The sequence below is a fragment of the Inquilinus sp. genome (assembly GCF_039594555.1).
In the GTDB taxonomy this organism is placed as follows: domain Bacteria; phylum Pseudomonadota; class Alphaproteobacteria; order DSM-16000; family Inquilinaceae; genus Inquilinus.
The window spans coordinates 1-14886 of record NZ_JBCNNF010000022.1 but is presented as its reverse complement, the minus strand read 5'-3'; the positions used below and the strand labels follow the sequence as shown (position 1 = coordinate 14886).

The following is a 14886-nucleotide window of genomic DNA, read 5'->3' as shown; positions in this document are numbered from 1 at the left end:
GCCGCGTGACCGCCCTCGCCGAAACCCTGCCGGCCCGGCCGGGGGCCTGGGCGCGGCTGAAGGGCGGGCGGGCGCTGCCGCTGGCGACCGTGCTCGCCGTGCTGCTGGTGGTCTGGTACCTCGCCTCCTTCTGGCTGAACGCGCCGGCGGCGGTGGAGCGGCTGAACCGCGCCGGGCCGGACTGGACCACGGCACAGTTCTTCGACGCGATCTGGAAGCTGGACCGGCCGCTGCTGCCGACGCCGGACCAGGTTGCGACCGATCTGTGGACCAACACCGTCGGCCGGCCGGTCACCAGCAACCGGAGCCTCGTCTACCACGCCTGGGTGACGATGAGCTCGACCCTGGTCGGCTTCGTGCTCGGCACCCTGCTCGGCATCCTGCTCGCCGTCGGTATCGTCCATGTGCCGACGCTCGACCGGTCGCTGATGCCCTGGGTGATCGCCAGCCAGACCGTGCCGATCCTGGCGATCGCGCCGATGATCGTGGTCGTGCTCGGCAATATCGGCCTCACCGGCGTGATCCCGAAATCGATCATCTCGGCCTATCTCAGCTTCTTCCCGGTCACCATCGGCATGGTCAAGGGACTGCGCTCGCCCGACCCGCTGCAGCTCGACCTGATGCGCACCTACTCCGCCAGCGGGGGCCAAGTGTTCTGGAAGCTGCGTTGGCCGGCGGCGGTGCCGTTTCTGTTCCCCAGCCTGAAGATCGGCATCTCGCTGGCTCTGGTCGGCGCCATCGTCGGCGAGCTGCCGACCGGCGCTCAGGCCGGCATCGGCGCCCGGCTCCTGACCGGCTCCTATTTCGGCCAGATGATCCAGCTGTGGTCGGCCTTGGTGATGGCGGCGATCCTGGCCCTGCTCTGCGTGTTCGCCGTCACCCTGGCCGAGCGTGCCGTGATCGCCAGCCGCGGAGGCAAGGGATGAGCCCGCGGGTGCTGTACAGCCTCGGCTGGGTGGTGCTGGCGGTGGTCCTGGCCGGCTTCGTGCTCCAGTGGATCGGCGAGGGCGGCGTCTTCGCGTCTGACACCGCCTGGATCGCCCTGCCGATCTTGGTGGCGGTGGCCGCGGCCTGGATGGCGCTGCACGGCCTGTCGCTGGTGCCCGGCCGGGCCGCCGGCATCGCCGTGCCGATCCTGTTCGGCGCCGTGCTGCTGTGGCTGTGGCAGGTGCTGGTCACCGGCTTCCAGGTGCCGCAGATCCTGCTGCCGGCGCCGTCGCAGATCGGCGCGCGCTTTGCCGCCAGCACCGACACGCTGTGGGTCGACTTCGTCCAGACCTTCATCCGCTCGGCCATCCCGGGCTTCCTGATCGGCTCCGGCGCCGGCTTCCTGACCGCGGTGGCGATCGACCGGTCGCCCTTCCTGCAGCGCGGGCTGCTGCCGCTCGGCTCCGCTGTCTCGGCCATGCCGATCGTCGGCATCGCGCCGGTGATGATCATGTGGTTCGGCTTCGACTGGCACTCCAAGGCCGCGGTGGTCGTGGTCATGACCTTCTTCCCGATGCTGGTGAACGCGCTGGCGGGGCTGGAGGCGGCTGGGACGATGGAGCGCGACCTGATGCGCTCCTACGCCGCCAGCTATTGGCAGACACTGTGGAAGCTGCGGCTGCCGGGCGCGCTGCCCTTCATCTTCAACGCGCTGAAGCTGAACGCCACCCTGGCGCTGATCGGCGCCATCGTCGCCGAGTTCTTCGGCACCCCGATCTACGGCATGGGCTTCCGCATCTCGACCGAGGTGGCGCGCCTCAATGTCGACATGGTGTGGGCCACCATCCTGGTGGCGGCCATCGCCGGCTCCGCCTCCTACGGGCTGCTCGCGCTGGTGGAGCGGGCGACGACCTTCTGGCACCCTTCGATGCGGGAAACGACGCACTGACCAACAGGGCATCGAATGAACGGGAGAGGCTTCATATGAAAAAGACCATTCTGGGACTGGCATCGGCCGCCGCGCTGCTCGCGGTCATGGGCATGGCGCAGGCGGCAGATCCTTTCACCATCCAGCTGAAATGGGTCACCCAGGCGCAGTTCGGCGGCTACTACGTCGCCGCCGACAAGGGCTTCTACAAGGATGAGGGGCTGGACGTCACGATCAAGCCCGGCGGGCCGGACATCGCCCCGCCGCAGGTGATCGCGGCGGGCGGCGCCGACGTCATCGTCGAATGGATGCCGGCGGCGCTGGCGGCGCGCGAGAAGGGCGTGCCGCTGGTCAATGTGGCGCAGTTCTTCAACCGCTCCGGCATGATGCTGACCTGCAAGAAGGAGAGCGGGATCAAGTCGCCGGCCGACTTCAAGGGCAAGACCCTGGGCGTCTGGTTCGCCGGCAACGAATATCCGTTCCTGTCCTGGATGGGCAAGCTGGGCCTCTCGACTTCCGGCGCGAACCCGGACGTCGAGGTGCTGCGCCAGGGCTTCAATGTCGACCCGCTGCTGCAGAACCAGGCGGCCTGCATCTCGACCATGATCTACAATGAATATTGGCAGGTGATCGACGCCGGCGTGCCGGAGAAGGACCTGATCACCTTCTATTACGAGGACCAGGGCGTGGCGACCTTGGAGGATGGGCTGTACGCGCTCGACTCCAAGCTGAAGGACCCGGCCTATGTCGACCGGCTGGGCCGCTTCATCAAGGCGTCGGCCAAGGGCTGGGCATACGCCAAGGCGCATCCGGACGAGGCCGGCAAGATCGTGGCCGAGGCCGACGCGTCGGGCGCGACGACCGACGCGGTGCAGACCCGCATGGCCGAGAACATCGCCAAGCTGATCACCGTGTCGGACGACAAGATCGGCTGGCTCGACCCGGAGGCGTACAAGCGTACGGTCCAGGTGCTGCTGTCGAGCAAGAGCGACCCGGTGATCACCAAGGACCCGGGCGACGCCGCCTGGACCCACGCGGCCTGGGACAAGGGTATGGGCAAGTAGCCGCTGCTCAGCGGGCAAAAAGAAGGGCCGGCGAAAGCCGGCCCTTTCCGTTTGGCCGGGCGCCCAGGTGCCCGGCCGCTCGATCCTTACAGAACGAAGTCGGACGCCTGTAGCGCGGTGACGCCGTTCAGCACGATGTGGAAATCGGAAACGCCGTCGCCGTTGATGTCGCCGGCGATCGTCGCGGTGCTGCCGCTGACGGCGAAGCGAAGCTCGCCGGCATGGTTGGTGAAGACGCCATTGCCGATGAAGGTGAAGGCCTGGTCGCCCGCCGCGCCGGTGCTGGCGTCGATCAGCGACAGATCGATCTTGTCGCCCTGCGCCCGGCTGAAGTCGGTGATGCGGTCCGCGCCGGCCCCGACAACGCTGTCGCCGATCGCGGCATAGACAAAGCGGTCGGCCCCGGCGCCGCCGGTCAGGGTGTCCTGGCCCGTCCCGCCGCGAAGCACGTCGTTGCCGCCCCAGCCCTGCAGCACATTGGTGCCGGCATTGCCGATGAGGGTGTCATTGCCCTGGCTGCCGGAGAGATTCTCGATCCCGATCAGGACATCGCCCTGGGCTTCGCCACCCGTACCCCTGCCGGTGCCGAGATCGACGGTGACGCCGGTGCTGCTGGTGTAGTAGCTGACGATGTCGATGCCGGCGCCGCCATCGAGCCGGTCGGCCCCGGCGCCACCCCGCAGCACGTCATCGCCGTTCCAGCCCTGCAGCGTGTTGGCGCCGGCATCGCCGATGAGGGTGTCATTGCCCTGGCTGCCGGAGACATTCTCGATCCCGACCAGGATGTCGCCCTGGGCCTCGGCGCCGCTGCCCTTGCCGGTGCTGAGATCGACGGTGACCCCGCCCGATCCGTTGTAGTAGCTGGCGGTGTCGACACCGGCGCCACCATCGAGGCGGTCGGCCCCGACGCCGCCGGCGAGCACGTCGTTGCCGTCGCCGCCCTGGAGGGTGTCGTTGCCCCCATAGCCCTGCAGCCGGTTGGCGCCGGAATTGCCGATCAGGGTGTCGGCGACGTTCGAGCCGTTGACGTTCTCGACACCGCTGAAGGTATCGCCCTGGGCTTCGCCACCGGTGCCCGTGCCGGCCAGCAGGTTCACGGTGACGCCGACATTGGTGCCGTAATAGCTGACGGTATCGATGCCCGCACCGCCGATGAAGCGATCGCTGCCCTCGCCGCCGCGAAGCACGTCGTCGCCATTGCCGCCGACCAGGGTGTCGGAGCCGTTGCCGCCGGAGATGGTGTCGTTGCCGTTGCCGCCGAACAGGGTGTCGCGGAAACCGGTGCCGTTCACGGTGAGGGCTGCGGCGGAGCTGTTGAAGACGAAGTCGCCGGCGCTGAGGCTGGCCAGGGACACGTCCTTCAGGCGGATGACCTCGGTGTCGCTGTTGTAGCCGAGGGTGATGACGACATCGGTGCCGTCCTGCGCCATGAAGGGCTGCAGGCTGCCGAAGTCGCCGACGTTCAGGAAGGCCAGGTCGATCTTGTCGCCGTTGGTGTTGAAGTCGGCGATGGTGTCGCTGTTGAAGGAGCGGGCGTTGTAGGCGAAGACGTCATTGCCGGCGCCGCCCATCATCCAGTCATCGCCGGAACCGCCGACGAGGCGATCGACGCCAGCACCGCCGACGAGGTTGTCGGAGCCGTTGCCGCCGGAGATGGTGTCGTTGCCGTTGCCGCCGAACAGGGTGTCGCGGAAGCCGGTCCCGGTCACGGTGAGGGCCGCGGCAGAGCTGTTGAAGATGAAGTCGCCGGCGCTGAGGCTGGCCAGGGACACATTCTTCAGGCGGATGACCTCGGTGTCGCTGTTGTAGCCAAGCTGGATGACGACGTCGGTGCCGTCCTGCGCCAGGAAGGGCTGCAGGCTGCCGAAATCGCCGACATTGAGGAAGGCCAGGTCGATCTTGTCGCCATTGGTGTTGAAGTCGGCGATGGTGTCGCTGTTGAAGGAGCGGGCGTTGTAGGCGAAGACGTCATTGCCGGCGCCGCCATACATCAGGTCATCGCCGGAGCCGCCGACAAGCCGGTCGGTGCCGGCACCGCCGACGAGGGTGTCCGAGCCATTGCCACCCGCGAGATTGTCATTGCCGTTGCCGCCGAACAGGACATCGCGGAAGCCGGTGCCGTTCACGGTGAGGGCCGTGGCGGAGCTGTTGAAGACGAAGTCGCTGGCGCCGAGGCTGGCCAGGGACACGTTCTTCAGGCGGATGACCTCGGTGTCGCTGTTGTAGCCAAGCTGGATGACGACATCGTCGGCATCCTGCTGCATGAAGGGCTGCAGGCTGCCGAAGTCGCCGACATTGAGGAAGGCCAGGTCGATCTTGTCGCCGTCGGTGTTGAAGTCGGCGATGGTGTCGCTGTTGAAGGAGCGGGTGTTGTAGGCGAAAACATCGTTGCCGGTGCCGCCCATCATCCAGTCGTCGCCGGAACCGCCGATGAGACGATCGGCGCCGGCGCCGCCGACGAGATTGTCGGAGCCGTTGCCGCCCGAGAGGGTGTCATTGCCGTTGCCGCCGAACAGGGTGTCGCGGAAACCGGTGCCGGTGGCGGTGATCGCGGCGGTGGAGGTGTTGAAGACGAAGTCGCTGGTGCCGAGGCTGGCCAGGGACACGTTCTTCAGGCGGATGACCTCGGTGTCGCTGTTGTAGCCGAGCTGGATGACGACATCGTCGGCGTCCTGCTGCATGAAGGGCTGCAGGCTGGCGATATCGGCGACCTTGAGGAAGGACAGGTCGATCCGGTCGCCATTGGTGTTGAAGTCGGTGATCGTATCGCCGCCGAAGGACCGGGTGTCGTAGACGAAGACGTCGTTGCCGCCACCGCCTGTCAGCGTGTCACTGCCGCCGCGGCCGATGATCCGGTCGTTGCCGGAGCCGCCGACAATCGTCTCGCTGCTGTCGGTGCCGATGAAATCTGCCATTGCTGTTCCCCTTTTTTGCACGATGCAGGCTGTTGCCTGCGGAGGCCGGCGCGGGCGCCGGGCACGACGGCGCTGCAGGCCGCCTTCGATCTGGAAAGCGTCCTCACCTGCTTCCGCGCGATGGGCGGAAACGGCGCCGTGTCGGGTGTCTCAGAGAAGGGCCGGCCTTGCCGGCGCCGGGGGGTGCTAGAGGAGGAGGCGCAGGCCCCTCGGGCGGCCGTTGCTCCGGTCCGCCGCGCGCGATGTCGCTGCCATCGGAATGCGGGATGCCGCGGGCCGTTTCCGTGCCGCGCCAAGCCCCGTTTCGATCAACCGGATGACATCCAAGATGCTCCCCCACATCCATTGCATGGAATTTGGTTCAAATTGGAAGATACCGCGCCCCTCTTTCGACCGGCAATCCGCCCTCGATGCCCCGCCGGCTGGCGAGCTCATCCGCCGTCGATCAGAGGATTTCGCAGGCCGGACGTGCCGCCGGCGGGCTGCTTGCGAGGATGCCGGACCAAGGCGGCATCATCGCTGCGCTTATCTGCCTGGATATCGGGGGATGGTGGCGCGATTGTGTCACCAGGGTGAGATTGTCGTCCCAATCCGACAATTTGGCCGACTTTTCCGGATCGCCGCCGTGGCTCCGCCTCTCAGGCCTGGGCGGCCCGATGCAGGGCGACGCCGGCCATCACCAGGCCGATCCCGGTCAGGTCGCGCGCCGAGGGGACCTGTCCCAGCACCAGGACACCGATCCCGGCGGCGGTGGCCGGCAGCAGCGACAGCATCAGCGCGAAGCTGGCGCGCGGCAGCCGCGCCATCGCCAGCAGGTCGCAGACATAGGGGATGACCGAGGAGGCGATGCCAACTCCCACGCCGGCCAGCAGCAGCGCCGGGCCGGTCAATGCCGGCAGGGCCGGGCCCAGGCCGATCGGGCTGATCGCCACCAGCGCCATCAGCATGGCGACGGCCAGCCCGTCGACGCCGCCGGCCGCGGCGACGCGATGGCCCAGCACGACATAGGCGACGAACAGCCCGGCATTGGCGAAGGCCAGGGCATAGCCCAGGGCGTCGCCCTCCAGCCGGATCTGGGTCAGCATCGCCACGCCGGCCGCCGCCAGACTCAGCGCCACGACGTTGCGCCGGCTGCGCAGCCCGATCGCCGCCAGACCGATCGGCCCCAGGAACTCGATGGCGCCGACCGTGGCCAGCGGCAGCCGGGCGATCGCCAGATAGAAGCAGCCATTCATCGCCGCCAGCACCAGGCCCAGCGCCAGCAGCGTGCGGCGGTCGGCCGGGCTGCTGCGCCGCCACAGCCGCCAGGGCCGGCGCCACAGCGCGAACACCAAGGCGGCGGTGGCGATGCGCAGCCAGGCGACGCCCAGCACCTCCACCCGGGCGAACAGCAGCACGGCGCAGGCCGGCCCCAGATAGTGGAACACGGCGCTGACGACGAAGAACAGCTGCGGCGGCACCCGCTGCGCCAGCGGCGCGGGGTGAGCGGTTTCGGCGGAGGACATGGCCGAAGCTTTGCATGCGTTGGCAATCCAGCCCATGATCAGACGAAGCTTGATCTCGTCCTTTACCTTCGCTTCGAAGGAGATCCGTCGATTTGGCCTTCCAGGTCTCGCCGCTGCTCGCCGATGAGCGCAACCTCGCCTTGATCCGCCTGCTGCAGGCGGAACCGCGGCTGGGCACGGCCGAGCTGGCGCGGCGCATCGGAATGTCGGCTCCGGCGGTGCGCGAGCGGCTGCTGCGGCTGGAGGAGGCGGGGGTGATCCGCGGCTGGCGGCTGGAGCTGGAGCCGGCGGCGCTGGGCTATCCGCTGACCGTCTTCGTCCGGATCCGGCCGATGCCGGGCCAGGTGCCGAAGATCGCCGAGCTGGCGCGGGCGATGCCGCAGGTGTCGGAATGCCACCGCATCACCGGCGAGGACTGCTTCATCCTGAAGGTGCATGTCGAGGCAATCGAGACGCTGGACCGGCTCCTCGACCGCTTCCTGGCGCATGGCCAGACCACCACCTCGATCGTCCAGTCCACCCCGGTGCCGCCGCGCGACCCGCCGTTGCCGGGTTAGGGCTGCAGTCCGCGCCGCGAGCGCAGGGCGGCGACCAGCGTGCCGTCGTCGAGGTAATCCAGCTCGCCGCCCACTGGCACGCCGTGGGCCAGGCGGGTGACGCTGGGGCCCAGCCCCTCCAGCTTCTCGGCCAAGTAATGCGCGGTGGTCTGGCCGTCGACCGTGGCGTTCAGGGCCAGGATCACCTCGGTCACCCCCGGCTCGCGGGCGCGGGCCAGCAGGCGCGGGATCGACAGGTCCTCCGGGCCGACGCCGTCGATCGCCGACAGGGTGCCGCCCAGTACGTGGTAGCGGCCGCGGAAGGCGCGCGCCCGCTCCAGCGCCCACAGGTCGGCCACCTGCTCGACCACGCAGATCACCCCGGCGTCGCGCGCCGGGTCGCTGCAGATCGGGCAGGGGTCGACGGTGTCGAGATTGCCGCAGATCGAGCACGGCACGATCGCGTCGGCCGCGGTCGCCAGTGCCTCGGCCAGCGGGTGCATGACGGTGTCGCGATGGCGCAGCAGATGCAGCGCGATCCGGCGGGCCGAGCGGGGCCCCAGCCCCGGCAGCCGCGCCAGCAGGTCCATCACGGTGGCGATCTCGCCGCTCATGCGTGCTCCACTCCGCCGTCCACCCGCCGCGGACAGGCCTCGTCCCTATCTAGACCGGCCCGGCGCGGTTTCCCAGCACGGTGAACAAACAGGCTCCGCCCGGATCGCACCGAGGCGCCTTGAACGGCATCGGCGCTTCGCCTATAACCGACGGCGCGCGGGTGTAGCTCAATGGTAGAGCAGAAGCTTCCCAAGCTTACGACGAGGGTTCGATTCCCTTCACCCGCTCCAATTTCCATCCCTGATTCGAGACGCGCCGCTGATGCTGGCGCCCCGCTGCATGACGGCGATCGAGCCATGCAGCCGATGCCGTGCCCGTCCCGCGCCATCGGGTGGTTCCGGCCAACCCCGCCTCCCCCTAATCTCTCCGCGCCACACACCAAGGAGGGAGGCAGGACATGAACCATGCGGGCAAGGTGATCGAGGGCCTGATGCGGGCGGAGCTCGATCGCTACACGGCGGCGAACCCCGCCTCGCGGCGCCTGGCGGAGCGGGCGGCGGAGGCCTTTCCCGGCGGCGTGCCGCTGCACTGGATGCGCGACTGGGCCACGTCCTTTCCGCTGTTCATGGCCGAGGCGCAGGGCGCCGAGCTCGTCGATGCCGACGGCCATCGCTATGTCGATTTCTGCCTGGGCGACACCGGGTCGATGTTCGGCCATTCGCCGGAACCCGTCGTGCGCGCGGTGGCCGGCCAGGTCGCCCGCGGCGTCACCGCCATGCTGCCGACCGAAGACGGGGTGGCAGCGGCGGAAGCCCTGGCCCGCCGCTTCGGCCTGCCCTTCTGGCAGGTGACCACGACCGCGACCGACGCCAACCGCTTCGTGCTGCGCTGGGCGCGCGCGATCACCGGTCGGTCCAAGATCCTTGTGTTCAACGGTTGCTATCACGGCACGGTCGACGACACCTTCGTGCGGCTGGAGGACGGCCGGTCCGTGCATCGCCCCGGCCTGCTGGGCCAGGCGACCGACCTGACCGCCACCACCAAGGTGGTCGAATTCAATGATCTCGCGGGGCTGGAAGCGGCCCTGGCGCCGGGCGACGTCGCCTGCGTCATCACCGAGCCGGCGCTGACCAATATCGGCATGGTGCTGCCCGAGCCCGGCTTCCACGAGGCCCTGCGCGACCTGACGCGCCGGCACCGCACGCTGCTGGTGATCGACGAGACCCACACCATCTCCACCGGCCCCGGCGGCTGGACCCGCGCCTATGGGCTGGAGCCCGATTTCTTCACCCTTGGCAAGCCGATCGCCGGCGGTATTCCCTGCGGCGTCTACGGCTTCACCGCCGAGATCGAGGCGCGGATGCGCCGGGTCAAGGCCGGCGTGCCGCACGGCCACAGCGGCATGGGCACCACCCTCTCGGCCAATGCGCTGGCGATGCGCGCGCTGCGGGCGATGCTGGAGGAAGTAATGACCGAGGCCGCCTATACCGGCATGGTCGACCGCGCCAGACGCCTGGCTGCGGGGATCGAGGCCATCGTGGCGCGCCACGGCCTAGCCTGGCACGTCACCCAGATCGGCGCCCGGGTCGAGTTCCACTTCACCCCGACGCCCTACCGCACCGGCGGCGAGGCGGCTGCAGCGATGCGGCCGGATCTGGAGCAGCTGGTGAACCTGTTCCTGATCAATCGCGGCATCCTGATCGCGCCGTTCCACAACATGATGCTGACCAGCCCGGCCACGACGGAGGACCAGATCGCCCGCTTCCACGACGCCTTCGACGCCTGCGCCGCGGCGCTGGCCGGCCACGCCTGAGGGGGACCGGACATGCCCGATATAACCAAAGCCACCGATCCCGCCCAGGAGTGCCTCGACTTCCTGGCCCGGCACCGCGACGTCCGCTTCGTCGACATCCTGCTGACCGATGCCTGCGGCGTGCAGCGCGGCAAGCGCATCCCGGTGGGCGAGCTGGAGCGGATCTGGCGCAACGGCCGCTACATGCCCGGCTCGATCATCAGCCTCGACATCACGGGGGCGGATGTGGAGGAGACCGGGCTGGTGTGGGAGGACGGCGACGCCGACCGCACCGCCCGGCCTGTTCCCGGCACGCTGGTGCCGGTGCCGTGGAAGGCCGAGCCCTCGGCTCAGCTGCTGCTGACGCTGTTCGAGTTGGACGGCACGCCGTCGGCCTACGACCCGCGCCAGGTGCTGGCCCGGGTGGTGTCGCGCCTGGCCGCGGACGGGCTGCACCCGGTGGTGGCGGTGGAGCTGGAGTTCTACGTCTTCGACGCATCCTGGCACGAGACCGGCCGGCCGATCCCGCCGCGGGGCGCCAGCACCGGCAAGCAGGCCTATGGCATGGCCGATCTCGACGAGCTCGGCGACTTCCTGGCCGATCTCTACGCCTGCTGCGAGATCCAGGGCCTGCCGGCCGACACCGCGATCAGCGAATACGCGCCGGGGCAGGTGGAGATCAACCTGAAGCACCGGGCCGACGCGCTGCGCGCGGCCGACGACGCGATTATGTACAAGCGGCTGGTCCGCGCCGTGGCGAAGCGGCACGGGATGGAGGCCACCTTCATGGCCAAACCCTATGCCGGCGAGACCGGCAGCGGCACCCATCTGCACATCAGCCTGGCGGATGGCGACGGCGGTAACCGCTTCGCGGCCGAGGGCGGTGACGACCTGCTGCGCCACGCCATCGGCGGCATGGGGGCGACGATCCGCGACGGCATGCTGGTCTTCGCGCCCAACGCCAACTCCTACCGCCGGTTCCAGACTCTCAGCTACGCGCCGCTGGCGCCGACCTGGGGCGTCAACAACCGCACCGTGGCGCTGCGCGTGCCGATCGGCCCGCCGGCCGCCAAGCATGTCGAGCACCGGGTGGCCGGCGCCGACGCCAACCCGTACTTGGCGCTGGCGGCGGCGCTGGCCGGGATGCATCGCGGCATCCTGGACAAGCGCGACCCCGGCCCGCCGGTAACCGGCAACGGCTATGGCGCCCCGGCCTCGGACATTCCGCCGAACTGGCTGGATTCGATCCGCGACTTCCGGGAGTCGGCGCTGATGCGCGACTATCTCGGCGACGCCTTCGTCGACGCCTTCGCCAAGATCAAGCTGGCCGAATACCGCCGCTTCAACGGCCAAGTGCCGCCGCTGGACTTCGACTGGTACGCGCGGGTGGTGTGAGGGGCCGGCTCACCCCCTCACCCTCCCGCCGCCTTTGGCGTCGGGCCCCTCCCTCTCCTCGAGGAGAGGGAGGATCACCTCTCCTCGGGGAGAGGTCGGAACCGCGGCAGCGGTTCCGGGTGAGGGGGCGGCACCGGCCCATCTGGTGCGAGCGCTTCACCACCCGCAGCTCTGGCCCTTGTTCTGCTCGGTCAGCCAGTCGTTCAGGGGCGTGAAGTACTCGACCACGGCGCTGGCGTCGGTCTTGCGCGCGCCGGTGAAGGCCTCCAGCTCGTCCGGCCAGGGCTTGGACTGGCCCATTTCCAGCATCGCGTTGAAGCGCCGGCCGACCTCCTTGTTGCCGTAGACCGAACAGCGATGCAGCGGGCCGGTCCAGCCGGCCTGCTGGCAGGCGGCGCGGTGGAACTGGAACTGATAGATCGCCGCCAGGAAGTACCGCATATACGGCGTGTTGCCCGGGATGTGGTACTTGGCGCCGGGGTCGAAGGCGTCGGCCGGGCGCGGGCCCGGCGGCACCAGCCCCTGGTATTTCAGCCGCAGCGCCCACCAGGCGTCATTGTACTGCTCCGGCGCGGCCTGGCCGGCGAACACCTCCCAGCGCCAGCGGTCGACTAGCAGGCCGAAGGGCAGGAAGGCGATCTTGTCGAGCGCCATCTTCAGGAGGAACGGGATGTCGCCCTCGGCGCCCGGCACCTTGTCCAGCAGGCCGATCTGGTTCAGGTAGGTCGGGGTCAGCGCCGACAGCCCGATGAAATCGCCGATCGCCTCGTGGAACCCGTCATTGGCCCCGTTCTTGAAGATGTAGGGCTGGTCCTTGTAGGCGCGCTGATAGTAGTTGTGCCCGAGCTCGTGGTGGACGGTGTAGAAATCATCGCCGTTCACCTTGGTGCACATCTTGATGCGGACGTCGTCGCGGTCGTCGAGGTCCCAGGCCGAGGCGTGGCAGACCACGTCGCGCCCCTCCGGCCGCACGATCTGCGACCGCTGCCAGAAGGTCTCCGGCAAAGGCGCCAGCCCCAGCGAGGTGTAGAAGGCCTCGCCGGTTTTGACCATCTTGGTGGCGTCGTAGCCGCGGTCGACCAGCAGCTTGTCCAGGCTGTAGCCCTCGGCCTCGTCCTTCGGCGCGACCAGGTCGTAGATGTTGCCCCAGGACTGAGCCCACATGTTTCCCAACAGGTCGGCGCGGATGGGCCCGGTCTTCGGCTGCACCGCGTCGCCGTATTTCGCGTTCAGCCGGCCGCGGACATAGCAGTGCAGGTTCTTGTAGAAGGGCTCGACCTGGCCCCACAGCCGGTCGGTCTCGGCGGCGAATTCGTCGGCCGGCATGTCGTAGCCGGAGCGCCACAGCGCCCCGGTATCGGCATAGCCCAGCGCCTTCGATCCCTCATTCGCCAGTGCCACCAGCCGGGCATAGTCCGGCCGCATCACCGGTGCGACGCTGTGCCAGCCCTCCCACACCGCCTTGGTCTCGGCCGGGTCCCGCGATGCCGCCAGGATGTCCTCGGCGTCGCTCAGGCTTAGGGTCTTGCCCTGCAGCTGGAATTCGCCGGTCGAGTAGGTGGAATCCAGCTTGGTGCTCAGCGTCGCCAGCTCACGCGCCGCGCCCGGCCGGTCCGGCGCCGGCAGCACCAGGTTGCGCTTCAGGATGTCGAGCTTGCGTCGGGTCACCGGGTCAAGCTGGACCCCATCGAAGCGCGAGGCCTCCTTGGCATAGGCGCTGGTCTTCTCGGTCCACTCGCCATTGGCCTTGGCCTCCAGCCACTGGGTGTCGTCGGTGATGAAGGTGGCGCGCACCCAGGATGCCTTGTTGAGATATTCGCTGGTGGCGGCCAGGTCGGCCTCGGCCTTCTCGACGAAGGCGCGGGCCTCCTCCGGGGGCGGCGCTGCGGTCTGGGCCGGGGCGGCGATGCCCCACAGCAGGGCGGCCACGGCGGCGCCGGTGGCCAGCAGGCGGGATCTCATCATCGGGGTCCCCCTATGCATTGAATTTTATGAGAAATTGCCGGCCTTCTCCGATGGCCGGGTCGATTGCAGCCATGGAAGGCGGGCGGGAATTCCCTGTCAATCGCCGCCTAGGTCCGTCGCCCCGATATCAGAACGGCCAGGCAGCTGACACGGCGTTGGAGACACCCCGACGCAAGGCCTGGATGCCGGTCTCGACATGGCGCGACGGGTGCACCCGGTTGGTCAGCAGCGTCCAGGCGTGGCCGCGCTCGAGGTCGATCCACAGCGCCGTCCCGGTGAAGCCGGTATGGCCGATCGTGTCGGGCGAGCACAGCGACCCGCCGGACCAGCCCTCATGCCGCACCTGCCAGCCCAGGCCGTGCGGGCGGCCCTCGGCGCGCAAAATCTCGGCGATGGTCGCCGGGCGCAGCACCTCCTCAGCCAGGAAGCGCTGGGCGAAGTCCAGCACCGCGGCGGCGCTGCCGAAGAGGCCGGCATGGCCGGCCAGGCCGCCCAGTGCGAAGGCGTTCTCGTCATGCACCTCGCCGCGCATCACCCGGCCGCGCCAGGTGCAGCGCTCGGTGGCGGCGGCGCGGGCCGGGCCGGGGCTAACGGTGAAGTCGCCGGGCGGCAGCAGGTCGCGCAGGGGCTTGTCGCGCAGCCGCTCGACCAGGATGCCCAGCAGCACGTAGTTGACGTCGGAATAGGTATCCGCGCCGGCGGCCCAGTCCTTCTGCAGCACCAACGCCTTCAGCGTCTCCGCATCGCTGCCCCAGGTGTACAGCGGCTCCACCGCCGGCAGACCGGAGCGATGCGACAGCAGCTGGCGGATGGTGACGTGCCGCACCCAGTGCTCGGGCTGGTACTGGCGCAGATCCGGCAGGTGCAGCGCCAGCGGGTCGGACAGGTCGACCCGCCCCTGCTCGACCAGCCGCAGCACCTCGGTGGCGGTCAGGATCACCTTGGTCAGGCTGGCTAGGTCGAACAGCGTGTCCTCGGCCAGAGGCACCAGCTGCGGCACCAGGGCGGCCTGGCCGCCGAAGCGGATCGCGCGGTCGCCGTCGCGGGTCACCAGCCCCAGCACGCCGCCGGGGATGCGGCCGGCGTCGATCGCTTCATCGACCAGGGCGAAGGCGGCGTCGGCCGCGGCGGCAAGGGTCATGGGACGGCGTCCAGGCAGAGGTCGGTCAGCACTCTATTGTCATGCCCGGGCTCGACCCGGGCATCCAGGAGCTTCCTGGCGAGACCTGCCCATAGTGGCCCCTGGATCGCCGGGTCAAGCCCGGCGATGACAAAAGGAGGGGAGACGGGCATCACGCCGCCCA

The 14886-nt window shown here is 69.1% G+C and carries 11 protein-coding genes and 1 tRNA gene; 7 read left to right on the top strand and 5 right to left on the bottom strand.

The genetic code is table 11. The features are described 5' to 3' along the window. Positions 1-5 precede the first annotated feature (5 nt). The 3 genes from ABDW35_RS04105 to ABDW35_RS04095 are packed head-to-tail and all read left to right on the top strand — an operon-like array spanning position 6 to position 2919. A complete protein-coding gene (locus ABDW35_RS04105) occupies positions 6-926 on the top strand; it encodes an ABC transporter permease (RefSeq protein ID WP_343712577.1) in 921 nt (306 codons plus the stop codon). Continuing rightward, the gene (locus ABDW35_RS04100) at positions 923-1876 is read left to right on the top strand and encodes an ABC transporter permease (protein WP_343712576.1); all 954 of its coding nucleotides are present in this window, start codon (positions 923-925) and stop codon (positions 1874-1876) included. Before ABDW35_RS04105 ends, ABDW35_RS04100 begins: the two co-directional genes overlap by 4 nt. A 35-nt stretch (positions 1877-1911) precedes the next feature. After that, entirely contained in the window at positions 1912-2919 is a 1008-nt protein-coding gene (locus ABDW35_RS04095; RefSeq protein ID WP_343712575.1) for an ABC transporter substrate-binding protein, read from the top strand. Positions 2920-3005: 86 nt separating this feature from the next. On the opposite strand, the gene ABDW35_RS04090 is transcribed toward ABDW35_RS04095, so the two are convergent. Both ABDW35_RS04090 and ABDW35_RS04085 read right to left on the bottom strand, forming a co-directional pair. Continuing rightward, positions 3006-5834, bottom strand: coding sequence for a calcium-binding protein (locus tag ABDW35_RS04090; protein WP_343712574.1), 2829 nt, complete (start codon positions 5832-5834; stop codon positions 3006-3008). Positions 5835-6472: 638 nt separating this feature from the next. Beyond that, complete coding sequence (locus ABDW35_RS04085; protein ID WP_343712573.1) at positions 6473-7339, bottom strand: EamA family transporter; 867 nt, start codon at positions 7337-7339, stop codon at positions 6473-6475. Positions 7340-7431: 92 nt separating this feature from the next. Between ABDW35_RS04085 and ABDW35_RS04080 the strand changes: the two genes are divergently transcribed. Next, complete coding sequence (locus tag ABDW35_RS04080) at positions 7432-7896, top strand: Lrp/AsnC family transcriptional regulator (protein ID WP_343712572.1); 465 nt, start codon at positions 7432-7434, stop codon at positions 7894-7896. Here the strand turns inward: ABDW35_RS04080 and recR are convergent. After that, the gene (gene recR, locus ABDW35_RS04075) at positions 7893-8489 is read right to left on the bottom strand and encodes a recombination mediator RecR (RefSeq protein WP_343712571.1); all 597 of its coding nucleotides are present in this window, start codon (positions 8487-8489) and stop codon (positions 7893-7895) included. The genes ABDW35_RS04080 and recR overlap by 4 nt on opposite strands. Before the next feature lie 157 nt (positions 8490-8646). On the opposite strand from recR, the gene ABDW35_RS04070 reads away from it, so the two are divergent. The 3 genes from ABDW35_RS04070 (at position 8647) to ABDW35_RS04060 (ending at position 11617) form a co-directional block, all read left to right on the top strand. Further along, positions 8647-8720, top strand: a tRNA-Gly gene (locus ABDW35_RS04070). A 167-nt stretch (positions 8721-8887) separates the two neighbouring features. After that, entirely contained in the window at positions 8888-10243 is a 1356-nt protein-coding gene (locus ABDW35_RS04065) for an aspartate aminotransferase family protein (RefSeq protein ID WP_343712570.1), read from the top strand. A 12-nt stretch (positions 10244-10255) separates the two neighbouring features. Then, the gene (locus ABDW35_RS04060) at positions 10256-11617 is read left to right on the top strand and encodes a glutamine synthetase family protein (RefSeq protein ID WP_343712569.1); all 1362 of its coding nucleotides are present in this window, start codon (positions 10256-10258) and stop codon (positions 11615-11617) included. A gap of 156 nt (positions 11618-11773) precedes the next feature. Here the strand turns inward: ABDW35_RS04060 and ABDW35_RS04055 are convergent, their stop codons facing one another. Beyond that, positions 11774-13582, bottom strand: coding sequence for a M2 family metallopeptidase (locus tag ABDW35_RS04055; protein ID WP_343712568.1), 1809 nt, complete (start codon positions 13580-13582; stop codon positions 11774-11776). Positions 13583-13709: 127 nt separating this feature from the next. Continuing rightward, positions 13710-14723 carry a serine hydrolase domain-containing protein gene (locus tag ABDW35_RS04050; protein ID WP_343712567.1) on the bottom strand — a complete coding sequence of 338 codons (1014 nt, stop codon included), beginning with the start codon at positions 14721-14723 and terminating at the stop codon, positions 13710-13712. Positions 14724-14886: the final 163 nt, after the last annotated feature.